General features: G+C 73.6%; 19 protein-coding genes and 1 pseudogene. 8 read left to right on the top strand and 12 right to left on the bottom strand.

Features of this window, described 5'->3' with window-relative positions; all coding sequences use genetic code 11:
• The first annotated feature begins 52 nt into the window (after positions 1-52).
• Positions 53-973, top strand: a complete 921-nt coding sequence (locus ACWDRW_RS36380; RefSeq protein WP_451731564.1) for a Dyp-type peroxidase — start codon at positions 53-55, stop codon at positions 971-973.
• Positions 974-976: 3 nt separating this feature from the next.
• Here ACWDRW_RS36380 and ACWDRW_RS36375 read toward each other — a convergent pair whose 3' ends face one another.
• Positions 977-1372 carry a DUF5997 family protein gene (locus tag ACWDRW_RS36375; RefSeq protein ID WP_451731561.1) on the bottom strand — a complete coding sequence of 132 codons (396 nt, stop codon included), beginning with the start codon at positions 1370-1372 and terminating at the stop codon, positions 977-979.
• Positions 1373-1429: 57 nt separating this feature from the next.
• On the opposite strand from ACWDRW_RS36375, the gene ACWDRW_RS36370 reads away from it, so the two are divergent.
• Entirely contained in the window at positions 1430-2179 is a 750-nt protein-coding gene (locus ACWDRW_RS36370) for a LysR family substrate-binding domain-containing protein (protein WP_451731560.1), read from the top strand.
• A 42-nt stretch (positions 2180-2221) separates the two neighbouring features.
• Here ACWDRW_RS36370 and ACWDRW_RS36365 read toward each other — a convergent pair whose 3' ends face one another.
• The 4 genes from ACWDRW_RS36365 to ACWDRW_RS36350 form a co-directional block, all read right to left on the bottom strand.
• Positions 2222-5044 carry a beta-L-arabinofuranosidase domain-containing protein gene (locus ACWDRW_RS36365; RefSeq protein WP_451731558.1) on the bottom strand — a complete coding sequence of 941 codons (2823 nt, stop codon included), beginning with the start codon at positions 5042-5044 and terminating at the stop codon, positions 2222-2224.
• Between the two features lie 128 nt (positions 5045-5172).
• Complete coding sequence (locus tag ACWDRW_RS36360; protein ID WP_451731555.1) at positions 5173-5943, bottom strand: hypothetical protein; 771 nt, start codon at positions 5941-5943, stop codon at positions 5173-5175.
• Between the two features lie 66 nt (positions 5944-6009).
• Entirely contained in the window at positions 6010-6696 is a 687-nt protein-coding gene (locus tag ACWDRW_RS36355) for an HAD family hydrolase (protein ID WP_451731552.1), read from the bottom strand.
• A gap of 20 nt (positions 6697-6716) precedes the next feature.
• Positions 6717-7193, bottom strand: a complete 477-nt coding sequence (locus tag ACWDRW_RS36350; RefSeq protein WP_451731549.1) for an Lrp/AsnC family transcriptional regulator — start codon at positions 7191-7193, stop codon at positions 6717-6719.
• 195 nt (positions 7194-7388) lie between these two features.
• Here ACWDRW_RS36350 and ACWDRW_RS36345 point away from each other — a divergent pair, with 195 nt between their 5' ends.
• A complete protein-coding gene (locus ACWDRW_RS36345; protein ID WP_451731546.1) occupies positions 7389-8885 on the top strand; it encodes an FUSC family protein in 1497 nt (498 codons plus the stop codon).
• A 117-nt stretch (positions 8886-9002) separates the two neighbouring features.
• On the top strand, positions 9003-10028 hold the full coding sequence (locus ACWDRW_RS36340; RefSeq protein WP_451731543.1) for a lactonase family protein: 1026 nt from the start codon (positions 9003-9005) through the stop codon (positions 10026-10028).
• Between the two features lie 218 nt (positions 10029-10246).
• Here ACWDRW_RS36340 and ACWDRW_RS36335 read toward each other — a convergent pair whose 3' ends face one another.
• From ACWDRW_RS36335 to ACWDRW_RS36320, 4 genes are all read right to left on the bottom strand, one after another.
• The gene (locus ACWDRW_RS36335; RefSeq protein ID WP_451731540.1) at positions 10247-11170 is read right to left on the bottom strand and encodes a sirohydrochlorin chelatase; all 924 of its coding nucleotides are present in this window, start codon (positions 11168-11170) and stop codon (positions 10247-10249) included.
• A 170-nt stretch (positions 11171-11340) separates the two neighbouring features.
• Complete coding sequence (locus tag ACWDRW_RS36330) at positions 11341-12312, bottom strand: N-acetylglucosamine kinase (RefSeq protein WP_451731537.1); 972 nt, start codon at positions 12310-12312, stop codon at positions 11341-11343.
• A complete protein-coding gene (locus ACWDRW_RS36325) occupies positions 12309-12986 on the bottom strand; it encodes a uracil-DNA glycosylase (protein ID WP_451731534.1) in 678 nt (225 codons plus the stop codon). Before ACWDRW_RS36325 ends, ACWDRW_RS36330 begins: the two co-directional genes overlap by 4 nt.
• A 73-nt stretch (positions 12987-13059) precedes the next feature.
• Positions 13060-14145: a WD40/YVTN/BNR-like repeat-containing protein gene (locus tag ACWDRW_RS36320; protein ID WP_451731532.1), complete on the bottom strand. Its 1086-nt coding sequence runs from the start codon at positions 14143-14145 to the stop codon at positions 13060-13062.
• Between the two features lie 294 nt (positions 14146-14439).
• On the opposite strand from ACWDRW_RS36320, the gene ACWDRW_RS36315 reads away from it, so the two are divergent.
• Entirely contained in the window at positions 14440-15006 is a 567-nt protein-coding gene (locus ACWDRW_RS36315; RefSeq protein WP_451731529.1) for an Rv1733c family protein, read from the top strand.
• A 383-nt stretch (positions 15007-15389) separates the two neighbouring features.
• On the opposite strand, the gene ACWDRW_RS36310 is transcribed toward ACWDRW_RS36315, so the two are convergent.
• Together ACWDRW_RS36310 and ACWDRW_RS36305 are read right to left on the bottom strand one after the other, a co-directional pair.
• Positions 15390-17366 carry a HEAT repeat domain-containing protein gene (locus ACWDRW_RS36310; RefSeq protein WP_451731527.1) on the bottom strand — a complete coding sequence of 659 codons (1977 nt, stop codon included), beginning with the start codon at positions 17364-17366 and terminating at the stop codon, positions 15390-15392.
• 93 nt (positions 17367-17459) lie between these two features.
• Positions 17460-19109: an acyl-CoA dehydrogenase family protein gene (locus ACWDRW_RS36305; RefSeq protein WP_451731525.1), complete on the bottom strand. Its 1650-nt coding sequence runs from the start codon at positions 19107-19109 to the stop codon at positions 17460-17462.
• 73 nt (positions 19110-19182) lie between these two features.
• Here ACWDRW_RS36305 and ACWDRW_RS36300 point away from each other — a divergent pair, with 73 nt between their 5' ends.
• The gene (locus ACWDRW_RS36300; RefSeq protein ID WP_451731522.1) at positions 19183-19950 is read left to right on the top strand and encodes a PaaX family transcriptional regulator C-terminal domain-containing protein; all 768 of its coding nucleotides are present in this window, start codon (positions 19183-19185) and stop codon (positions 19948-19950) included.
• 244 nt (positions 19951-20194) lie between these two features.
• Here the strand turns inward: ACWDRW_RS36300 and ACWDRW_RS36295 are convergent, their stop codons facing one another.
• Entirely contained in the window at positions 20195-20968 is a 774-nt protein-coding gene (locus ACWDRW_RS36295) for a pectate lyase (protein ID WP_451731519.1), read from the bottom strand.
• Positions 20969-21471: 503 nt separating this feature from the next.
• Here ACWDRW_RS36295 and ACWDRW_RS36290 point away from each other — a divergent pair.
• Together ACWDRW_RS36290 and ACWDRW_RS36285 are read left to right on the top strand one after the other, a co-directional pair.
• Positions 21472-21942: a hypothetical protein gene (locus ACWDRW_RS36290; protein WP_451731516.1), complete on the top strand. Its 471-nt coding sequence runs from the start codon at positions 21472-21474 to the stop codon at positions 21940-21942.
• An 8-nt stretch (positions 21943-21950) separates the two neighbouring features.
• Positions 21951-23808: pseudogene (locus ACWDRW_RS36285) on the top strand (cation-translocating P-type ATPase); the annotation flags it as partial.

Below are 23808 nucleotides of genomic sequence, written 5' to 3'. Positions count from 1 at the left end.
GCGCATTCGGGTTTTGGCGGGTGCGCGTTCGGGTGTTGCCGGGAGGGGTCCCATGCCGTCGTCGGTCGAACCGCAGCCAGTGGTGGCATTACCCGCCCCGAGCGCCCTGTTCCTGGTCGCCACCGTCGAGCCCGGCGGCGAGGGCGCGGTACGCGAACTGCTCAACGGCCTCGCGGGGTTGGTCCGCTCCATCGGCTTCCCGCACGCGGGCGCCGGACCGACCTGTGTCGCGGGAGTCGGATCGGCCGCCTGGGACCGGCTCTTCGGCGGCCGGAAACCCGCCGGGCTGCACCCCTTCCCCGAGCTGGCGGGCGACCGGCACCGAGCCGTGTCCACCCCCGGCGACCTGCTCTTCCACCTCCGGGCCGCGCGGCCGGACCTGTGCTTCACCCTCGCCAAGGAGATCGTGCGAAGCCTGCGCGGCGCGATCAGCGTCCAGGACGAGGTGCAGGCGTTCTCCCACCCCGACGCCCGCAATCTCCTCGGGTTCGTCGACGGTACCGAGAACCCGGTCGGCCGGGCCGCCGCCGAGGCCGCGCTGACCGGCGACGAGGACCCGGCGTTCCGCGGCGGCAGCTACGCGATGGTGCAGAAGTACCTGCACGACCTGGACGCCTGGGAGGCCCTCGCGGTCGAGGCCCAGGAGAAGATCATCGGCCGCGCCAAGCTGACCAACCTCGAACTCGACGCCCCCGGCTCCCACGCCGACCTCAACACCATCACCGGACCGGACGGCGAGCCCTTGGAGATCCTGCGCGCCGCCATGCCCTTCGGCAGGCCCGGCCACGGGGAGTTCGGCACGTACTTCATCGCCTACGCCCGTACAGCCGACGTGATCGAGACGATGCTGACCAGGATGTTCCTGGGCTCCCAGGGCGCCGGACCCGACCCGCTCCTGGACTACTCCCGAGCGGTCACCGGATCACTGTTCTTCGTGCCGTCCGCGGACTTCCTGGCGGCTCTGAAGCGCTGACGGTCAGGAGTCCCGCCGGTCCGCCCGCTCGGCCTGCTTCTGCTTGATGCGGGCCGTCTCCTTGCGGACCTCGGCCTGGGTGGCGCGCTCCTTCTGGAGCCACTCCGGCTGCTCCTGCTTCAGGGCGTCGATCTGCTCGGTGGTGAGGGGCTCGGTGACCCCGCCCCGGGCGAGGCCCGCGATGGAGACGCCGAGCTTCGCGGCGACCACCGGGCGGGGGTGCGGGCCGGTGCGCCGCAGCTCCCGCAGCCACTCCGGCGGGTCCGCCTGGAGCGCGTTCAGCTCGGCGCGCGAGACCACGCCCTCCCGGAACTCCGCGGGGGTGGCCTCGAGGTACACACCCAGCTTCTTGGCCGCGGTGGCGGGCTTCATCGTCTGGGTGCTCTGGTGCTGCGTCATGGGTCAAGGGTATCGAGTGAGTGAACGGCCGCCGACCACGGCGGGTAACCTGGCCAGGTGACAGGCTCGGAAGCACCCCTCTCGTTCCGGCTCGCGTACGTTCCCGGAGTGACACCCTCGAAGTGGGTGCGGATCTGGAGCGAGCGCTACCCCGACATCCCCCTGGAGCTCCTCGCGGTCACCGCCGAGGAGGCCCCCCGGGTTCTGCGGGACGGCCGCGCCGACGCCGGGTTCGTGCGGCTGCCGGTCGACCGTACGTTCTTCAGCGCGATCCCCCTCTACACCGAGACCACGGTCGTGGTGGTGCCCAAGGACCACGAGGTGACGGCCGTCGAGGAGGTCACCGCCGAGGACCTGGCCGACGAGGTCGTCTTCCATCCGCTGGACGACGTCCTGGAGTGGGAGCGTCCGCCGGGGCAGCCCGGCTTCGAGCGCCCCGCCACCACCGCGGACGCCGTGGAGCTGGTCGCGGCCAATATCGGCCTGCTCGTCGTCCCCCAGTCGCTGGCCCGCCTCCACCACCGCAAGGACCTCACCTACCGCACCCTGGTGGACGTCCCCCAGTCGGGCATCGCCCTGTCCTGGCCCGAGGAGGCCACCACCGACCTGGTCGAGGACTTCATCGGCGTCGTCCGCGGCCGTACCGTCAACAGCACCCGTGGCCGCACCCCGGATCAGCCCAAGGCCCAGCCCAAATCCAAGCCCGCGCAGCAGGCCCGCCGCAAGCCCGCCGCCGGGAAGACCCAGCGGTCGGGCAAGGGCGGCACCCCGCGACGCGGCGGCGGAAAGCCGCGCCGCAGGTCGTAGCGGTCAGGGAGCGCGGAGCGGTCCGGAGAACGTGGAGCGGCACTAGGGAGCGTAGGTGGCGCGCTGTGCCGTGGTCACGACCGCCCGCCCGTCGGCCGCGCCGAGCAGGCCCGCCGTCACCCACGCGTCCACGGTGGAGCGCACCCGCGCGACGAGCGCGCCCTTGCCGGCGAAGGGCGCCCCGGCCCAGATGTCGTCCAGCAAAGTGGTGCCGTCGGACCTCGCCGGATTCGCGACACCGGAGTCGAGGGTCCCGAAGAGCACTTGGGGTTCCACGCGGCGGAAGTAGGCATGGGTCGGGTCCTCGGTGCCCTCGGCGAAGGGAGCGAACTCCGTGCCGCTGAGGGTGTAGTGGAGCGGTCTGCCCGCGACCGGGGTCAGCGAGGGCAGCAGATCGCCGGAGAGAGCGGCGTTGCGGTAGAGCCCCAATTCCAGGTAGCCGGTTGAGGAGTTGCGGCCGACCAGGTTCACCGGACCGTAGAAGAGGGCCTGTGTCCTCGTGTCGTCCGGGGCCTTCTCCACCCGGAGCCGGAAGGGGACGGCGACGCGCACCGTGTCGCCGGCGCGCCAGGTGCGGGACACCGTGAAGTAGGTGCCGGGCGTCGGAGTGCCGGACACGGCACGGCCGTTGACCGTCACGCGGAACCCGGCCGTCGCCCAGGACGGCACCCGCAGCTTGAGGTCGAAGGCCGCGGAGCCGCCGCCGACGGCGATCGTGGTCCCCTGCTCCTCCGGGTAGCGAGTGGTCTGCCGGACGGTGATGCCCTTATCCGCCCAGGTCAGCGTGGAGGGGCTGAACAGGTTGACGTAGAGGGCGGTGCCGTCCGCCTTGGCGAAGTACACCGAGTCCTGGTACTTGGTGGCGCTCTCCATGCCGGTGCCCTCGCAGCAGGTGGTGCCCTGCTTGGGGGTGTAGTCCCGGACGTGCCCCGGGGTCAGCCCGATGAAGTAGGTGACCAGCGGCTTCTCCGCGTCGGCCCGGTCCTGCTTGGAGCCGAGCACCTGGTTGTGGAGCGCCCGCTCGTAGTAGTCCATGTATTTCGGCGCCTGCTCGTGGAAGAAGAGCGTCCGGCTCAGCTTCAGCATGTTGTACGCGCAGCAGGTCTCGGCGGTGGTGGCGCCGATCGTGCCCGCGACGACGTCCCGCGCCTTCCAGAACTCACCCGTGCTGGTGCCGCCGATGCCGTACATGCGGTGGGGGACGACCATGTCCCAGAAGTTGCGGGCGGCATCGAGACAGCGCCGCTCGCCGGTGGCGTCGTACAGCCTCAGGTAGCCGGTGAAGATCGGGATGTGCTGGTTGGCGTGCAGGCCGTCCAGGACGTCGGTGTTCGCCGCGCAGGAGTCGATGAGCCGGTCGAGGTCGAACAGCTGGGCCAGCGCGAGGTGTTGGGCCTTGCCGGTGATCGCGTGCAGATCGCAGATCGCCTCGACGATGCCGCCGAACTCACCGCTGGAGAACAGCCCCCACATGCGTTGCCGGGTGGCCTCCGGCAGCTGGGACAGCCGGGAGTGCATCCAGTCGCACATGCCGGACGCCAGGTCCAGGGCCCGGGCGTCGCCGGTGGCGAGATGGGCGTCGAGCACACCTCGGAGGATCTTGTGCGCGGTGTAGTACGGCGCCCACACCTTCGTGTAGTCGCTGCTGGTCCTCGACTCCAGGTCGATGAACTGCGTCTCCGGGTACGCCGCCAGGAACCCGGGGTGGCTGGGGGCGCCCCAGGTGCGGCGCAGCGTGGCGCTCAGACCGCGACCGGAGGCGTCCGGGAAGGTCCCGCCGGACGTCTCGTCGAAGGCGTACGACGCCAGGTCGCCGCGTCCGGCGGGGCTGTCGGCGGCCCGGCTGCCCTGCAACGCGGTGACCTCGGTGGCCGTCAGCTCCCGGGACCAGACGTTGAACTCGTCGAAGGCGCCCGCGAAGACGGGGTCGGCCGGGTAGTTGGAGCGGCCCAGCCAGTGGTGGGCGGGCGTGCCGAGGGCGGTCGGGGTAAGGGTCATCGCGGTGTTCCGGGCGGCCTCGGTGCCGTTGACGTAAAGAACGCCGGTGCCGCCCGCGATCGTGACGGCGAGGTGGCTCCACTGGTTCAGCGGCAGCGCGGCCGTGCCGTTGAGGCCCTGCTCGGCGCCTGGTCCCGCGGTGGTGATGGCGAAGCGGGGGACGCCGTCGGCATTGCGGGCGGCCAGATACAGGTAGCGGGTGGTGTCGTCGCCGAAGTCGAGGACGCGGGCCCAGGAGCTGTGGTGGGTGGGCTTGACCCAGGCGGACAGGGTGACCGCGGAGGCGCCGCCGAGGACTCCGGAGGGCAGGTCGACGTACTGGTGGGAGCCGCGCACGTTCTCGGCGGCCGTACCGAACCTTCCTTCGGTGCTGAGCACGACCGGGTCCCCGCGCAGCGCCTCGCGCACCTTGATCAGCGCCCCGATCATGGTGCGCAGGCGGTCGGCGAAGACCTGTTCGCCGGTGCCGGCCCAGGCCTGGGCGAGCATGGTCATGAAGTGGCCGGTGTAGTGCCCGCGGAGGTTGCCGTTGGCCTCGCCGTCCAGGCCCTCCCAGCCGCCGGGGGCGACGGCGTCGCCGGTGGGCAGGCCGGCGTTGGCACGGAAGACCTGGAGCAGCCGGTTGACGTCGTAGCCACGGGCGTGGTCGAGCAGCAACGCGCGCTTGTCGGCGAAGACGCCCGGCCCGAGGGCGACTTGGTCGAGCGTGAAGGGCCGCACGGTCCACGCGGGCGGGACGGGGACGGCCACCTCCTGGGCGACTGACGGGACGGCGGCCGCGGCGCGGCACAACGGGGCGAGGGCTGGTGCGGCCGCGGCGGTCGTCGTGGCCTGGAGGAGGGATCGTCTGGAGAGGGGCGGTGCCATGGGTGCTCCTCGGTGAATCCACGTCGTAGTTGATGTTCGATATAGCGAACAATGTACGAGTGATCGACCAGACGATAGGAACGAGGCGGCTGAGGGGCAACGGGTCCGGAGCGATCAGTTCCGGCCGTTCAGTCCGAGGACACGCCCGGGATCTCCTTGGCGACCTTGTTCACCGGTGCGATGAGCAGCCACAACGCGGCCAGACAGGCGAGCGCGCCCGACCATGTCTCGTGCAGGCCTGCCAGCCACGGCGCCGCCAGCGCGAACGGCAGTCCGTACAGCGTCAGCCAGCCCACGGCCCCGCGGACGGTCCAGCAGTCCTTCTCCGGGGCGCCAAGACCGACGGAGAGCCCGCCGACGATCCCGCCCATGAGGCCCGTCATCAACAGAGCGACGCCGGTGACCGGCCACCGCCCCACGCGCAGCCCCTCCTCGAAGTCCGAGGGCGCCGCCGCGGCGCCGAGCGCCAGTACCAGCCCCGCGATCGGGACGCACATCAGCACCAGATTCGCGATCCGCAACGTGTTCCACAGCCACTCGGGGTCACCCCAGCCGTCGGGCATCAGGCCGGCCACCCGTGGCGGCTCGCTGCCCGCGTCCGCGACGAGGCCGCGCCGCAGCCAGCGCACGGCCCGCCCCAGCAGTACGGCCCACAGCATGCCGCAGCCCAGCGCCGCGCCGCCGACCGCCAGTGCCGTCCGCGACCCCGCCCGGTCGGGATGCCACCAGAGCAGGAACCCGGCCAGCCACCCGAGGGACACCGCGGCGCCCGCGGCCAGTCGCGCGGCCACGGTGAACAACCGGCCGGTCCGCTCCGCGCCTTCCCCTCGCCTGTGCAGCCGGTAGAGCTCGTACACGTGGACCAGCTCGCCGCGCGGGCGCCGGCGTAGCCTCAGCACGGCAGTCCGTTGATCATCTCGGTCACGCCCACAAGACCACCGGGAGGGGCCGATGGTTGCCTCGTCTCAGACCGCGCCCGCGAGCCAGTCGTACGCCGTCCGTGCCGTGAACTCCCCCTGACCGCCGCGCAGCAGGAGCCCGGCCGTCGCGAACTCGGGTGCGTCCGCGTGAGCGGCGACGTACGGGATCGCGATGCAGCGCATCCCGGCCGCGTGTGCGGCGGCGACACCCGGTGCGGCGTCCTCCAGGACCACGCAGTCCGTGGGTTCGGCGCCCAGTCGGCGGGCTGCCTCCAGGAAGACGTCGGGGGCGGGCTTGCCCTGGGCGACCTCCTCGGCGGAGACGACGGTGCGCAGGTGGGCGTCCATACCGGTGCCGGCGAGCACCGCCTCGATCGCCTCCCGCGAGGAGCCGGAAGCCACCGCCATCGGGATCCCGTCGGACGCCAGCAGCTCCACGAACTTCCGCATCTCCGGGTACGCGCGCGTGCCGGCGCGGGCCAGCTCGAGATAGCGGCGGTTCTTCGCGGCGAGCAGCTCCTCCACCGAGGCCCGCAGCCCGTAGCGGGCCTTCCAGGCGGTGACCGTCTCCAGGGTGCTGATGCCGACGTAACCCTCGTGCTCGGTCCAGGAGAAGTCCGGCACGCCGTGCTCGGCGAGGGTCCGGCGACCCGCCTCGTAGTAGTTCGGCTCGCTGTCCACGAGCGTTCCGTCGAGATCGAAGATGACCGAGAGGGTGCCGAGATCGCTCATGCCGTCCAGCATGCCAAGGCTCACCTGCGCGCTGAGCGGCCCACCGACTCCACCAGGGGCAGCAGCCGGTGCGCCACCCGCTCGCGCAGGGCCACCTCGGTGCGGGTGCGCACCACTCCCGGCAGACTGATCAGTTTCTGGATCACGTCCTCCAGGTGCGCGTTGTCCCGCGCGACCACGCGGGTCAGCAGATCCCCGCCGCCCGTGATCGAGAACGCCTCGACGATCTCCGGCACGGCCGCCAGCGCGTCGCCCACGTCGTCGAGGTGACCCTGGGTGACCTCGATGTGCACGAACGCCAGCACGGGGTGGCCGAGGGCGCCGGGGGACAGGGCGGGGCCGCTGCCGGTGATCACGCCGTCCCGTTCCAGCCGGTCGAGGCGGGCCTGGAGAGTGCCGCGGGCGATCCCGAGGATCCGGGCGTACTCGCGCACGCTGGTGCGCGGCTGCTCCAGCAGCAGCCGCAGGATGCGGGTGTCGAGCTCGTCCACGGCCATCGGGCCGGCCTCCTCGCGTGTGGTCCGTTGGCCCGCGGGTGGGCGACACCGGACCCGTTTCTCTGTGCCAATGGCCCAGCATAGGCGAGGCCACTTGAGCCAGCAGCCGGACGGATGCTGCAATGGCACGGTCGATGGCGCTGCGGACCCCGCGGCGCCTTTTTCATGCCGTGACTGAGCAGGGGGCGGAAAGCAGTGCTGAAGAGGGTGTTCGTGGCGCCGGACCCGGGGCGGGCGCGGCTGCGCTTCGCCGCGCGGGCCGTCGTCGGCATCGGTCTCGCCGTCGTGGTCTGCGGCCTTGCCGGGCACTCCCTCGTGGGCGCCGTCACTGGTGGCCTTGCCGCGCTGCTCGCCCTGTTCACCGTCACCGACGCCACCGTGCGCGGGCAGGCGGTCACCACCGCGCTGCTCCCGCTGGTCGGCCTGCCGGTGCTCGCCGCGGCGGCCGAGCTGCACAACCAGCCGCTCGCCCGCGACCTGACCTTCCTCGCTGTCGTCGGCGCGGGGGTGTACGCGCGCCGTTGGGGGCCCCGCGGCCACAGCCTCGGCGTCTTCGCGTTCATGACGTACTTCGTCGCGCAGTTCCTCCAGGCGACCCCGCGTCACCTCCCCGAGCTCTACGCCGCCGTACTCCTGTCCCTCGCCGTCGCCGCCGCGGTGCGCTTCGGCCTGTGGTGCTACGAGCGCCGCATGCCCCCGGCCGCGGTGCCCGCGCCGCCCGGCGGCACCGGTCTGGCCCGGGTGACCACCCGCCAGGCCGTCCAGGCGACCGCCGGCGCGGGCTTCGCCCTCGTCGTGGGCCAGCTGGTCTCCGGTGAGCGCTGGTACTGGGCCGTCGGCGCGACCTGGTGGGTCTTCGTCAACACCACCTCCCGCGGCGAGACCCTGGTCCGCGGCTTCCGCCGGGTCCTCGGCACGGTGATCGGCATCGGCCTCGGACTCGCCGTCGCGGTCCCGCTGGACGGCGCCCCGGTCCCCACGGCCGCCATCCTCGCCGTCTGCGTCTTCGGCATCTTCTACACCGCCGCCGTGTCGTACACCTGGATGATGCTCTGCGTCACGCTCCTCGCCGAGCTCCTCTACGGCCTGCTCGGCGTCCTCGATCCCGCGCTGCTGGCGCTGCGGGCCGCGGAGACCGGCGTGGGCGCGCTCGGCGCGGTGCTCGCGGTGCTGTTCGTGCTGCCGGTGACGACCCACGCCGTCACGGACGCCTGGATCCAGCGCGCCCTGCGCTGTGTCCACGCCGCGACCGCCGAGGCCGCCGCCCGCCTGGCGGGCTCCCCGACCGCCGACCCCGCCGTGCGCGTGGCCGAGCTGGAGCAGCTGCTCGGCCGGGTCCGCCTGTCGGTGGCCCCGTTGGTGCACCCGCTCAACCCGATGCTCGGCCGCAAGCGACGCGCCCGCCGGGTGCTGGCCCTGCTCGACGACTGCGCCCGCGAGATCCGCGGCCTGGTCGCGGTGGCCGCCGATCCGGTGGCCTCGCACGACGCCCGCCTCGCCGCGGCCTGCTGGCGCGTGGAGGCGGCGGTGGAGGCCCTCACGGGTGGCGGCTCGGAGCGGCCCGCGGACCCCGCGACACACCCGCCGACGGCGGAACCGGCCCTGACCCACCTGCACGGCCTGGAGCGGGCCCTCGCGGAACTCGCCGCCCCGCTGCGGACTCCGACGGGATCGCCCCTGGTCGGGGCGTAGGACCCCGCCGAGGTGCCAGGGGACGCCGCCCTTCAGCATGTGGGTGACTTGGTCTAGACCGCGCGTGATCGACTGCTACCGTCAGCTCCGGACGCACCCGACCGAGAGGGGACAGTGGTGGCAGACGGTGGCAGGCGGGCTTTCATCGGGTCGTTCACGGCGGCAGGGGGGCCGGGGATCGTGGCGGCGGCCGTGGACGCCGACAGCGGGGCACTGACCGTTCGCGCCGGCGCGGACGACGTGCCCGACCCGTCCTATCTGGCCCTGGCGCCCGACGGCGGCACGCTCTACGCCGTCAGCGAGACGACCGAGGGCGCGGTGGCCGCGTACCGCGTGGACGGCGACAAGCCCGAACTCCTCGGGCCGCCCACCCCCGTGTCCGGCAGCGGCCCCACGCATCTCGGCCTGTACGCCGGACACGTCCTGACCGCGAACTACGGCTCCGGAAGCGTCAGCGCCGTCCGCGTGCGTCCCGACGGCTCCCTCGCCGACGCCGCCTCCGCCGTCCTCGCGCACAGCGGCTCGGGCCCGCACACACCCCGCCAGCACGGCCCGCACGCCCACCAGGTCCAGGCCGACCCCAGCGGCCGCTGGGCCGTCAGCGTGGATCTCGGCACCGACTCGGTCCGGGTCTGCACGCTGGTCGACGGTCGCCTCGACGTCCACGGCGAGTACGCCCTGCGGCCCGGCTCGGGCCCCCGGCACCTGGCCTTCCACCCGGACGGCTCCTACGCGTACGTGGTCAACGAACTCACCCCCACCGTCACCGTGTGCCGCTGGGACGCCGTCGACGGCTCCCTGAAGCCGTTGTACGAGGCCCAGGTGCTGCCGGGCGCCCCGGCGGGCGACGCCTACCCTTCCGGCATCGTCGTCTCGCCCGACGGCCGCTTCCTGTGGACCGCGACCCGCGGCGAGGACGTCCTGTCCGCGTTCGCCGTCGAGGGGGAGGGGCTCCGGCTGCTCGGCACGGTGCCCTGCCGCGGCCACTGGCCCCGGGCCCTCACCGAGGCCGGCGGGTTCCTGTACGCCGCCAACGAGCGCTCCGGCGACGTGGCCTGGTTCGCCGTGGACCCGGCCTCGGGCCTACCGCGCTACGTCGCCTCGATCGAGGTCCCGGCGGCATCCTGCGTGGTCATCGGCTGAGCTCCGGGACCGGCTGAGCGTGGGACTGGCTGAGCTGAGCTCCGGGGCGGCTGGGGCGGCTGACGTGCTGATCAGCTGCGTCCCTGGGCGGCTGGTCGGCTGAGTCCCGGGGGCTGATCCGCTCATCCCGGGCAGGCCGACCGCGCGCGTACGACGAAGGGCCCGCTCCCATGCGTGGAGCGGGCCCTTTCCGTCGTGCTGTGGGCTGGTGGGCGCCGTCAGCGGACCGGCGTGCCCTGCGGCTGCTGGGGCGCGATGCCCAGTGCCGTCGTGTACTTGGCCAGGGCCAGCTTGCCGATCGCCGGGTAGGGACCGAGCGCCTCGGCGGCGGGGCAGCCCGCCTCCTTGGCCGCGTCCTCGATCAGCGCCGGGTCGATCTCGGGCCCTATCAGGTACGGCGCGAGCGCCAGCTGCTGCGAACCGGAACCGCGCAGCTGCTCGGCGACGGAGGCGATCGAACCCTCCTGGTCCAGGGCGGCCGCCATGACCGGCACGGCGAGGCGCGCGGCGAGCAGCATGCCCGTGATCCCGGCCGCCTGCACGGCCTCCTCGCCACCCACGGAGGCCAGGATGATGCCGTCGGCGGCGGTCGCCACGGTGAAGAGGCGGGCGCGGTCGGCGCGGGCCAGCCCGGCCTCCGACAGGCGCACGTGCAGCGCCTCGGCGAGCAGCGGGTGTGGGCCGAGCGCGTCGGTCAGATCGGCCGCGACCCGGCTCTCCATCACGGCCTGGCGGACCTGGCGCAGCAGCGCGTTGTCCGGACCGGCCAGCAGGGGCACCACGACCGCCACGGGGCCTTCGGGCGCCTTGGCCTCGACGCCCGCGGCGAGCGCCTGCTCGTAGCGGGCGGTGCGCTCCTGGGCGGTGTGCGCGAGCACGGTCTGGAGGGTGGGGAACTCCGCGTCGTCCCCGTCGAGGTACCCGATCCGGGCGTCAAGGCCGGGGAGCTCGGAGCGGGCGATGCTCACGACCTCCTCGGCGAGGCTGCGCGTGGCGGCGCCCGGCGTGCCCGGCACCGCGAGGACGAGCGCGGGCGCGCCCTCGGGAGCGGCCAGGGGTTCGGGTCGGCGGTGCCGCCCGGGCTGGCGGGGGCGCGGCATTCGTACTGGCAGGCCGGACGCGGGCCCAGTGGGGGAGCTCATGGCGCCGCATGTTACTGGTTTCCGGGGTTCCCCTGTTCGGGGAGGGTGCAGGTGAGCGGTATCCGTCCGGTTTTGTCTGATGAGTTACGCGCGTTGCGGAACCGGGCGGCGTAGGCGATCAGTCCTCCTTGTCGGTCAACGCGTCGGTCAACAGGTCGGTCACCATGTGCTCACCACGACGTCACCACGGAGAGCATCGCCCCATCACTCGGCAGAGTGAGCCGCCCGGAGGCCAGCTCGGTCGCGATGCGCACCGCCCCCGACAATGGATCCCCGTCGGCCCGAACCCGCCGCGCGTGCGGTAGCCGGGCCGCCAACTCCTCCTCCAGCGGTACGAGGAGGGCGGCGCCCATCTTGAACAGCCCGCCGGTGAGCGCGACTCGGGGCTCCCCCTCGGCCGGGCAGACGGCCGCCGCGGACTCGGCCATGCAGCGAGCCGCTTCCCGGAGGATGCCCCCGGCCACCGGCTCGTCCTCGGCACACGCGGCCACTTCGGGAGCGAAGGAGGCGAGGACGGCCGGGCGGTCGGGCCGGGGGTACAACTGCCCGGGCAGCCCGGGCAGCGCTCCGAACAGCTTCTCGGCGCGGGCGAGCAGTGCGGCCGATCCGCCGGGCCGCCCGTCGTACGCGCGCAGCGCCGCCTCGAGGCCCGCCCGCCCGATCCACGCCCCGCCGCCGCAGTCGCCGAGCAGATGCCCCCAACCGTCCGCCCGGTGCCAGCGCGTCAGGTCGGTGCCGATGGCGATCAGACCCGTACCGGCCGCCACGACCGCGCCCGCCTCGAGTCCGAGGGCGCCGGTGTAGGCGGTGACCGCGTCTGCGGCCAGCGCGACCCTGCGGACCCCGAACTCCCGCCCCAGCGCGGCCGGAAGCTCCGCGCGCAGGGCGTCGCCGAGAGTGGCGAGCCCCGCCGCCCCGATCACAGCGGTGTCCAAGTCGGCGAGGTGCGCCTCGGCAATCAACTCCCGCACCAATGGAACCAGTTGCTCCATCAGATGCCCGGGATCGATCCCGCGGGCCCCGGTGCGCACCGGCTCACGGGACTCCCGCCGGGCCAGTACGCCCCGGTCGACGGTGCCGACGACGACCCGCAGACCGGAGCCCCCGGAGTCGACGGCGAGGAGTCCGCGGGCCTCGGTCACGGCAGGCGCCAGTCCACCGGCTGACCACCCTGCTGGATCAGCAGGTCGTTGGCCCTGCTGAACGGGCGCGAGCCGAAGAATCCGCGGTCCGCCGACATGGGAGAGGGGTGGGCGGACTCCACCGACGGCAGGGAGCCGAGCAGCGGGCGCAGATTGCGGGCGTCCCGGCCCCACAGGACCGACACCAGTGGCTTGCCGCGTGCGGCGAGCGCCCGTATCGCCTGCTCGGTGACCTCCTCCCAGCCCTTGCCCCGGTGCGCGGCGGGCTTGCGCGGGGCCGTGGTGAGCGCCCTGTTGAGCAGCAGCACCCCCTGCTGCGTCCAGGGCGTCAGATCGCCGCTGGACGGCTGCGGAAGCCCGAGGTCGGTGTGGAGCTCGCGGAAGATGTTGATGAGGCTGCCGGGCAGCGGCCGCACCTCGGGCGCGACCGAGAACGACAGTCCCACCGCGTGTCCCGGTGTCGGATACGGGTCCTGTCCGACGATCAGGACCCGCACCTCGTCGAAGGGCTGCTGGAAGGCCCGCAGGACGTTGGGTCCGGCGGGGAGATAGGTACGTCCCGCGGCGATCTCCGCGCGCAGGAAGTCGCCCATCTCGGCGATCCGTCCGGCGACGGGTTCCAGGGCCTTCGCCCAGCCCGGTTCGACGATTTCATGCAAGGGTCGTGGTGCCACGGGCGTCACCCTACTGCCGTACACGCGGCGGAGATCAACCGGTGGCCAAGGCCGGACCGTAAGCCGGTGCGGCTCATCCGATCACCGCCGCGCGCACGCACAGCACATCGGGCAGGTGCGAGGCCAACTGGCGCCAGCTGTCGCCGTCGTCGGAGGAGGCGAACACCTCGCCGTTGCGGTTGCCGAAGTACACGCCCGCCGGGTCCGCGTCGTCCGTGCACAGGGCGTCGCGCAGCACGGTGCCGAAATGGTCCTCCTGCGGCAGCCCCGCCGACAGCGCCTCCCAGGTCTTGCCCGCGTCCCCGGTGCGGAAGACCCGGCAGCGCCGGCCGGCGGGCACCCGGTCCGCGTCGGCGTTGATCGGGAAGACGTAGGCCGTGTCACCCCGGTGCGGATGGGCGGCCACCGCGAAGCCGAACGTGGACGGCAGTCCCTCGCCGATGTCCGTCCAGGTCGCGCCCGCGTCGTCGCTGCGGTACACCCCCCAGTGGTTCTGCAGGTACAGCCGGTCCGGGGTCGCCGCGTCCCGCGCCACCTTGTGCACGCACTGGCCGAACTCCGGGTTGGGATCGGGCAGGAACACCGCGGACACACCGGAGTTGGAGGGCGCCCAGTTCGCGCCGCCGTCCGAGGTGCGGAAGACGCCCGCGGTGGACACGGCCACGGTCACCGATCGCGGGTCGCGCGCGTCGGTGAGCACGGTGTGCAGCCCCTCTCCGCCGCCGCCCGGCACCCACTGGGAGCGGGTGGGGTGCTCCCACAGCGGGCGGACCAGCTCGAAGGTCTCGCCGCGGTCCTCCGAGCGGTACAGCGCGGCCGGTTCCGTGCCCGCGTAGACCACGTCCGGTTCGGCCGCCGCCGGGTGCAGCTGCCAGACCCGCTCCAGTGAAGCCCCGGTGTCCTTGGGGAACTTGACGGCGGGCTGGGCCGGTTCGGTCCAGCTGCGGCCCAGGTCGTCGGAGTGGAACACGGACGGGCCCCAGTGCGCGCTGTCCCCGCCGGCCAGGAGCCGCGGTCGCGTACCCCGGGTGTCGATGGCGACCGAGTACACCGCCTGAGCGTTGAAGTACGGGCTCTCGTCGAACTCCCAGGCGTCACCCCGCTTCCGCCCGATGAACAGGCCCTTGCGCGTGCCCACGGCCAGCAGTACCTCGGTCATGCCGAACACCTCCGCGACGTCTTCGTCTCAGACACGGGCCAGTCTGCACCCCGGCACTGACAGTCACCTCTGGAAACGGCTTCGTCGCAGGTCAGCGCGGCGATGATAGACCGCCGTCCGGATCGGCGGGGGCGATTCCGGGAAGACAACCGCCGTTGCCCGCGGCCGGTGCCAGGGTCGGGGTCACGGCGGTCGGCGCGCGCGATCGACGGCCGTCGTGAGCATCGGGAGGCCGTCCGCCGTATGGGAGGACGGGTCCGGCAGGGTGGTGTGCGCATGAGGAGGAACCCCGCGATGGCGTGGCGAGGTCCGAGGGTGTGGCTGTGGCGCTGGCGGCGCAATCCGCTCAAGCGCCGGGCCGACGCGGTGGAGTCCTGGGTGCTGCTCGGGGTCTGGGCGGTCACCGTCGTCGTCGGGGTCACGGCCGGTCTCGCGGCGGCCGCGTCGATCGAGGAGAGCCTGGCCCGTGAGCGCGCCGAGTGGCGTCCGGTCCAGGCCCGGCTCATGGATCGGGCGCCCGCGACCTCGGGCGGCGAGCAGATCTGGGCGAAGGTCCGCTGGACGGCCCCGGACGGGTCCGAGCGCACCGGGCAGGCCAGGGTCGGCCCGGACAGCGGAGCGGGCACCCCGGTCACCGTGTGGACGGACCGTGTCGGCCGCCTGGTCACCGAGCCCGCCACCGCGACCCAGGCCCGCGCGCGGGCCGTCCTGGCCGGCGGGCTGGTGGGAGCGAGCGCGGCGCTCGTCCCCTTTGTGGGTGGCCGCATGCTGCGCGGCCGCCTGGAACGCCACCGCATCGCCCGGTGGGACGCCGAGTGGGCCCGGTTCGGCCCGCGGTGGGGCGGCCGCACGACGGGCTGAGAACCCCGGGCCGAGAACCCTGGGCTGAGAACCCTGGGCTGAGAACCCTGGGCTGAGAACCCCGGGCCGAGAACCCCGGGCTGAGAACCCTGGGCTGAGAACCCCGGGCCGAGAACCCTGGGCTCCGTGGGCTGCGCCCGCATATCCCGTGCAGCGTCCGCGGGCCCCGTCCCGCGCGCCGCGAGCCTTGCCGCGCGAACGAGATCCCCCGGGAGCGAGACCCCCGGGACCGAGCACCCTGCCACCGAGATCCCTCTGGACCGAGGCTCCTTGCACCGAGATGCCCCGGGCCGCGGACCCCGGGAGCGAGACCCCCGGGACCGAGCACCCTGCCACCGAGATCCCTCTGGACCGAGGCTCCTTGCACCGAGAACCGCCGCGCCCTACAGGACCTCCAGCACCTCCCGGCACATCCTCAACAGCTCCTCGTCGTGGGCGATGTCATGACTGCCGTGGCCGTCGGCATGGGCCGTGTGCCGCCGAGGCGTGACCAGTTCGGTCTCCAGCAGGTCCCGCAGCGGCGCGCCCGCCGGGCCCATCGCGCGCAGGCATGCGGCGACCGATCGGCGCAGGTGCGGCTTCTCCCCCCAGACGGAGCGCAGCACTGGGAGAGCCGTCTCCGTCTCGCCGCCGATCCGCCACAGCGCACCCGCGGCCGTCGCCCGCTGCTCCGCCGATCCGGCGGACTCCGCCGCCCGGCGCAACTCAGGCAGCGCTGCCTCGCTCACCGGCCCCAGCCGTCCCAGCGCCTCGGCGGCCACGCCCCACCGGCGGGCCTCGGGATCCGCCAACTCGGACAGCAGGACCGGCAGTACAGCGGAGGGCTCTTCCTCGACGGAGAGCAGTGCGGCCGCCGCCGGCACCGCGTACTCCGTGCCCAGCAGCCCCCGCAGCACCGGTATCGCCTCCCGCGCGCCGGAGCCCCACGCGCCGAGCGCGGTGACCGTGGACTCGATCAGCATCCCTCGCGAGCGGTCGCCGCCCTCCAGCAGCCGGAGCGTCTCCGGCACCGCCTCCGCGTGGCCCAGCACGGTGAGCGCCCGCAGCAAGGGTCCTGCCTTCCCAGGCGTCTCGGGGTCGTCGAGGGCGAGCGAGCCGAGGCGGCGACGCAGTGCCGGGGCCAAGGGAGCCGCCGCGGCACCCAGCCAGGGGATCTCGTGGCCCAGGTCGTCCGGCACCACGACCCCGGCGAGCACCTCGCCCAGTACCGGCACCGCCCGGGCATCCCCGGACCGGACCAGCGCACGGAGCGTATCGCCCAAGGTCGGTGCCCCGTGCTGCCACTGCCGTACCCATAGGGAGGGCCGGGCCCGCACCAGGGTGTGCAGATCGTCCGCCGCGGGTGCGGCCAGACCGAACAGCTGCTTGAGCGCGGCCACCGCCGCGTCCCGCAACCGGTCCTCCTCGGCGGCCAGTTGGGCCCCGATGAGGGCCACGGGTTGGCTGAAATCGCCGCGCCAGGTACGGAACAGCGTGCCGGCCATCCACACCGCGTTGCAGCGGTCGGCCCAGTCCGGGCTGCTCAACTGGCCCACCAGTAGGGCGGTCCGGTCGGCCGTCCGGCCGTCGAGCGCGCGGTGGAGGGTGCGCAGCAGTTGCGAGCCCTCCTCGTCCGAGGGCCGCAGTCGGCGCAGTCGGCCGACGAGGGTGTCGGTATTGTGCGGGCGGGCGCACGCCACCGACCGGCAGGCCCGCCTCCGTGACCGCTCCCGCAGCAGCTCCACGGCGACGGGGACCAGGTCGGCCGGTATCCGATCCGGGGCGCAGGCCGCGAGTTGGCCCAGCGCCGCGAGGCGCAGGTCGGGCCCGTAGGGCAGCGCGCACTGCGCGGCCAGGAGGTCCACCGCGGCGTCGGCGTGCGCGGGGTGTCTCCGGGCGAAGAGACCGAGGCTCTCGGTGAGGGCGAGCAGCACGCGGTCGTCCCGCTCGACGGTGATCCGCTCCCGCAACAGACCCAGCACGCGGGCCGGTTCGTCGAGGAACCGCACGAGCGCGCCCGGCGCGGTCCGGCGCACCCCGGCGTCCGGGTCCCCGGCGAGCTGGACGAAGACCTCGGCGCCCGCCCGTACGGCGGACGGACCGTCGCCCTCACCGCCGATGCTGACCAGCAGCTCCACGACGGCGCCCCGGTCCGGCACGAGCGGGCACGCCGCGAGGGCGAACAGGAACGGCACGCAGGCCAGCGTCGAGTCGTACACGTCTCCCTGGTGGTGCACGGCGCCGTAGAGGCCGTCGAGCGCGGTCTCACGCTCGGCGAGGTCCGCCGAGGCCAGGCCCCTCAGTAAGGCGGGCACGTCCTCGGCGCTGCCGTACGCATGGTGCATCGAGGCCCAGTCGACCTCGTCGATCCCCGTGAACACGTAGTCCTCCCCAGGCAAAAACCACCTGGTTCGGAGTCTGCACCACGGCACTGACAACGGGGCGGAATCAGGCTGTGACTGTGTGCGAACCAGTCAGTGCGGCAGCGCGCGGTCCACGATTCCCGTCACGTCCACCCCGTCCGGCAGCGTGCCGAAGGCGTGTCCCCAGTCGCCGCCCAGCCGGCTCGCGCAGAACGCGTCGGCGACCGCGGGCGGGGCGTGCCGGACCAGCAGGGACGCCTGGAGTGCCATGGCCATCAGCTCGACCAGGCGCCGGGCGCCGCTCTGCGAGGCCTCGGAGAGCATGTTCTTGAGCCGGGTCACGGCCGCGTCCAGCCGGGCGTCCGCCCCCTGGGCCAGGGCGAGTTCGTCGAACAGGGCCTGGGCAACGCCGGGTTCCCTGCCGAGGGCGCGCAGCACGTCGAGGGCGTTGACATTGCCCGAGCCCTCCCAGATCGACAGCAGCGGGGCCTCGCGGTAGTGGCGCGGCATGCCCGACTCCTCCACGTAGCCGTTGCCGCCGAGGCACTCCAGCGCCTCCGCCGTGAAGGCCGGGCCCCGCTTGGTGACCCAGTACTTGCCGACGGCGGTGGCGATCCGGCGGAACGCGGCCTCACCGGCGTCGCCGCGCACCGCCCGGTCGGCGGCTCCCGCCAGACGCAGGGTGAGGGTGGTGGCGGCCTCGGACTCCAGGGCCAGGTCGGCCAGAACATTGCGCATCAGCGGCTGGTCGAGGAGGCGTGCCCCGAACGCGCTGCGGTGACGCGTGTGGTGCCCGGCCTCGACGAGCGTCTTGCGCATCAGCGCCGCCGACATCATCACGCAGTCCAGGCGGGTGCAGTTGACCATCTCGATGATGGTCTTGACCCCGCGTCCCTCGGGCCCGACCAGCCAGGCCACGGTCCCGTCGAACTCCGGCTCGCAGGAGGCGTTGGACCGGTTGCCCAGCTTCTCCTTCAGGCGCTGGACGCGGAAGGTGTTGCGGGTGCCGTCGGGCAGCACGCGCGGCACCAGGAAGCACGACAGCCCGCCCGGCGCCTGGGCCAGCACCAGGAACACGTCGCACATGGGTGCCGAGGTGAACCACTTGTGGCCGCGCAGGGTGTACACACCGGGTTCCGCGGTCGGCGTGGCGGCGGTGGTGTTGGTGCGGACGTCGGAGCCGCCCTGCTTCTCGGTCATCCCCATGCCCGCGAGCAGGCCCCGCTTCTCGGTCGGCACGCGCAGCCCGGGGTCGTACTCCCGGCTGGTCAGCAGGGGTTCGTAGATCTTGGCGAGGTCCGGCTGGGCGCGCAGCGCGGGGACGGCGGCGTACGTCATCGACGTCGGGCAGCCGTGTCCGGCGTCGGTGTGCCCCCACACCAGACCGGCCGCGGAACGGGCGACATGGGCGCCCTGCCGCTCATCGGCCCAGGGCGCCGCGGCCAGGCCCTCGCTGACCGCGACCCGCATCAGCTCGTGCCAGCTCGGGTGGAACTCGACCTCGTCGACGCGGTGGCCGTACCGGTCGTGGGTGCGCAGTTCCGGCTCGTGGCGGTTGGCCCGCTCGCTCCACTCCTGGGCCTCGGCCCCACCGGCCGCGCGGCCGAGCCGCCGGACGTCCCCCTCGGCCCATCCGGCGCCCTCGCGGCGCAGCCCTTCGAGCAGGGCCGTGTCCTCGGAGGCGTCGTAAGGGGCCAGGGGAGAGGGCTGGTTGGTGACGTCGTGCGTGGCGTACGGCTCGTGCTCGGGTGTCGGGACCATGCGGTGAGTGTTGCACTTTCACTGCGACCGCAGCAATAGTGCAACATGAAGATCGGCGCCGTACAGTACGGCCATGGGGACGAACGACACGGCTGGGGCGCCCGAGGCGGTCGAACCGGCCCTGCGGCCGCTGTCCGCTCGCTCCGTCGTGCTGAGCCTGCTGCTCGGCAGTCATCCGCCGGAGCTGCCGGTGAAGGACCTCGTGCGCGGGGTGGAGCCCTTCGGGGTGGGCGGCTCCACGGTGCGGGCCGCGCTCAGTCGAATGGTGGCGGCCGGGGACCTCCAGCGCGCGGACACCGTCTACCGGCTCAGCGACCGGCTGCTGGAGCGTCAGCGCCGCCAGGACGAGGCGGTACGGCCCCGCACGCGCGCGTGGGACGGCGAGTGGGAGATGGTCGTGATCACCGCGACCGGCCGCGGTCCCGCCGAGCGGGCCGAACTGCGCGCCCGGCTGACCGCGTTGCGCCTGGCCGAACTCCGCGAGGGCGTCTGGCTGCGCCCAGCCAACCTCACCCGGCCCCTCCCGCCGGACCTCGACCCCGTGGCCCAGCACTACACCGCCCGACCCGCCACTCCCGCGCGGGAGCTGGCCGAGACGCTGTGGCCCCTGGAGGAGTGGGCCGCGACCGCGCGGGCGCTGCTGGCCCACGTCGCCGAGGCGAAGGGCCCCGCCGAACGCTTCACGGGCTTCGCCGCCGTCGTACGCCATCTGCTGGCCGATCCCGTACTGCCGCCCGAACTCCTCCCCGCCCACTGGCCGGGAACGCGGCTGCGCGCCGCCTACACCGGGTATCTGCGCGACGTGACCGAGCAGGTACGCGCTCGCGTGGAGCGGGAATAACGCGGCGAAGCACGCGCGCGTGCGGGCGGAAATGGCGAGGCTAGGCAACGCGCTGCGGGCCGCAATGACCGGCGAGGTGCACACGCCTGGCGGCCGGGAACGGCACGCAGGCCGTGCGGAGGCGCCGTGCGGGCGGCAATGGCGCGGCGAAGCACGCGCGCGTGGACGCCGGGAATGGCGCGGCGGCCGTACGAAGCGCCGTGGGGGGACACTTCGTACGGCTGCCTTCACCGCGGGGGGAGGATCAGCGGTACGTGATGTCCGAGGTCGAGTACAGGCAGTTGGTGCTGTCCGGGCCCGTGCCCACCGCGGTGGTGTTGTTGTACTTCTGGCAGGGGATGACCCGGCGGCTCGCGTCGTTGAGGATCGTGATGCCGCGCAGGGTGGCCACGTCGTTGCGGTTGACGTTGATGCCGACCAGACGCGCGGTGCTCCCGGTGCCGGTCACCTCGATGTTGCTGAGGTTGACCCGGCGCGTGTACTGCGTGGAGCAGTCACCGCAGGAGCGGTACAGCGTCTTGAACTCGCTGACGGCGAAGTTGGAGATGTTCACCGTGCCGGGGCCGTTGTGCTGGAAGACCTTGTCGGCCGCCTTCTTGGCGCCGCCGCCGGTCACCGTGTACGTCGAGCCGCCCCGGAAGGTGGCCGCGTCCTCGCCGACGTCCTCCCACCAGACGTTCTGCAGCGTGCAGTTGCCCTCGCAGTGGATGCCGTCGGCGCCGGGCGCGCCGATGACGACGTTCTTCAGGGTCGCGCCGGCCGCGAGCCGGAAGATCGGGTCCTGGCCCTCCTCCTGGCCGTCACCGGCGAGGTCGCCGCTGCCGTAGTAGCGCTTCATCCCGCCGTCCACCGTCCCGGAGACGGGGATCGTGGCGCTCACCGCCTGGCTGCCCGTAGGAGTCGGCCAGGTGGCGGCGTGCGCCGCCGGAGCCGTTCCTGTCGTGATCATGCCAACCGTGACGCCGAGTGAGGCGAGCCCGCCGATCAGCGCGCGCCGCCTGGTCCTTCGTGAAGTCATGTCCCGATGCCTTCTCTGCGTGGGGTCAGATCTTTCGGCTCTTGTTCGGTTTCCTTCGGTTCTCGTCTATGAACGGCGCACATGACGCTGAACGCCATCCCTCAGTAGTGCCGACGTGTGTGCCCGTTGGGGTGGGGGCCGGTCACGCCGTTGAACGGAAGGTAGAGGGAAAGCGCTTTCTGGTCAACGTCTCGCGTGGGTCACTTTCGGTCGCCGTGACCGACGGGCCGAGCGAATTCTTTCGGGGCGTGAGTGCGATCGCGCCGAACGCGAGCGTGAGCACCGGCTATCAGGCGACCCACACCGGCCACAGCGCGGCCCCGGGCGCCTTCACCGTGGACGGCGCCGCCTTCACGACCGGCTGAATTCGCGGCCGTCGGGGCCGGGCCCCGGCGCCGTACCGCTGACGCCTCCCCCGAACCGCCGGCCTCCCTTTTCGAAATCCGAATCACGGGAACCCGCCGGATCAAGCAGGCGACCCGCTCTCGGGAGGCGAGAAAGCCATGGCAGAGCAGACATCGTCGACCACCCTGCCGCAGCCGCTGCGCACCACGGCCTCGGCGCTGAGCAAGGTCCCCGGCGCCGGCACGGTGGGCCGGGCCGCCGGGGGCGCGCTGGACGCCATCGGCAGCGTGTCGCCCCGTGGGCGGCGGATCGCGGTCTACACCGGAGCCGGCGTGCTCGGCGTGACGGGCCTGGTGGAATGGCCGGTCGCCGTCACCGGTGCGGCTGTGGCCTGGCTGACCCAGCCGCGACCGCACGAAGCGCGCGCGGGAGAGACACCGGAAAGTAGGAGCACGGCGGCCGACCGGCAGCCGGCCGCACAGAAGGACACCCTGAAGGGCGGCTCCAAGAAGCGTGCCGCCGCCAAACAGAAGGCCATGGCCAAGAAGGCCAAGAAAGCCAAGAAGGCAGGAAAGACATCTCCCGGCCAGGCGTCCACCGCGCGCCCCGGCAGCCGTAGCGGCAGCTGAGGCGCGCCATGGGACGGGGACTGCTGACCGGACCCTCCGCCGCCGTGGCCGGGCTCGTGCTGGCCGGGCCCCGGCTGCTGGCGCGCGGAGCCGCGCCCGCCGCGGGCGTCGCCGCCGGAGCCGTGGCCGGGACGGCACGGGCCGGGGTCAGGAGCGCCGACGCCGCTGTCCGGGTCGGCCGCGTCGCACGCAACGCGCTGCCGGGCGGCGACCGTCACTGGCGGTCCGGGCGACGGGCGCACCTCGCGCTGCGCCCCACCGCGCCGGAGTGCGTGCGGCGCCACGGCGGAACCGCCCAGGCGGCGCGGAAGGTGGCCGTCGCCCTCGCCGAGCATCCGGAGGTGGCGTACGCCTACTGGGACGGCGGTCTGGCCCGGCTGGTCGTGGCCGCGCGCGAGGAAGCCGTCACGGATCAGGTGCTGGAGAAGGCGACCGCCCTCGCCGAACGCCACGGCCTCGGCCCGGGCGACGACGACGTCGAGGACTTCGTGCATCCCGGCGATCCCGAGGGCATCCGCACGGCCGCCGCGGCGCTCCTGGCCGACGTGGCCGGCACCGGGGCGGCCCTCACCGCGTACGCGCTACGGCTGCCGCCCTCGCCCCGCTTCGTCACCGCCGGCGTGACCCTGCTGCGGGAGAACCCCCGCTTCCGCAGGTGGCTGCGCGACCGGGTCGGCCGTTCCCGCACCGACCTGCTGCTGGCGGTCGCCAACGCCGCGACCCACGGGGCCGGACAGACCCCGACCTCGCTGCTGCTCGACGGCACCCTGCGCACCTTCCAGCTGGCGGAGACCCTGGCGCGGGCCGCCGCCTTCGACACCCTGCACGACCGGCTCTGCGACCCCGACCGCCCGGACGTGGCCCCCGACCTCTGCGAGCGCCCGCCCCTGCGCTCCACACCCGCCCACGAGTACGCCAACCACGCCGAGACCGGCAGCATGGTCGGTGCCGCCGCGACGCTGCTGGTCAAGCACAGCGCCGGGGAGGCCGCCGAAGCGGTGCTCGCGGGCTCGCCCAAAGCCGCCCGCTACGGACCGGCCGCCTTCAACGCGGTCCTCGGCTGCGCCCTGGCCAGGTCCGGAGTGCTGGTCCGGGACGCGGAGCGGGTACGGCGGCTGGAGACCGCCCGCACGCTCGTCCTGCATCCCAGCGCCCTGTGCACCGACGAGGAGGAGAGCGCGGACGCCTGGACCGAGGCCGTCCTGGACGCCGCCCGCCACGCCGGCCTTCGGGTCGTGGTCGTCGACCATCCCGCTCTGGAGGACTTCACCGCCCTCGCCGACCGCGTCGTACGGGACCGGCCGCTGCGCGACGTCGTGGAGTCGCTGCGCGAACACGGCTGCGTGATCACCGTCGCCCGTCCCGAGTCGGCCGACGACACCGACGTGCTGACCGGACTGCTGGGCTCCGACCTGGCCGTCGCGCTCGCGGACGGCGACGACTCGCCGGTGGTGTGGGCCGCGGACCTCGTGGCCACGGGCGGACTCGCCGACGTATGGCGACTGCTCACCGCCGTACCCGCCGCGCGCAAGATCGGTCGCAGGTCCCAGACGCTCGCCCGGTCCGGCGCTGCGCTCTCGGGCTTGATGGTGGCCGTCGGCGAGTCCCGGCGCGGTCGGCCCTCCCCGGTGCCCGGGCTGCGGCACGCGCCGGTCGACATCGGCGCCGCCGTGGCCCTGTTCTCCGGCGCCCGGGCCGCCCTCGGCGTGGCCTCGACGCCCGCGCCGCATCCCCGGGCCCGCGTGGCCTGGCACGCCCTGCGGCCCTCGGACGTACGGGCCCGGCTGCGCCGCAGGACCGAGGGGGAGCCGTCGGTCGTGGAGCAGGCGACGGGCCGGGTGCGGCGGGCGGCCGACGCCGCGGGCC

Source organism: Streptomyces sp. NPDC003635 (assembly GCF_053587635.1).
Note: the sequence above shows the minus strand (reverse complement) of the source record. Positions and strands in the feature narration are given on the sequence as shown.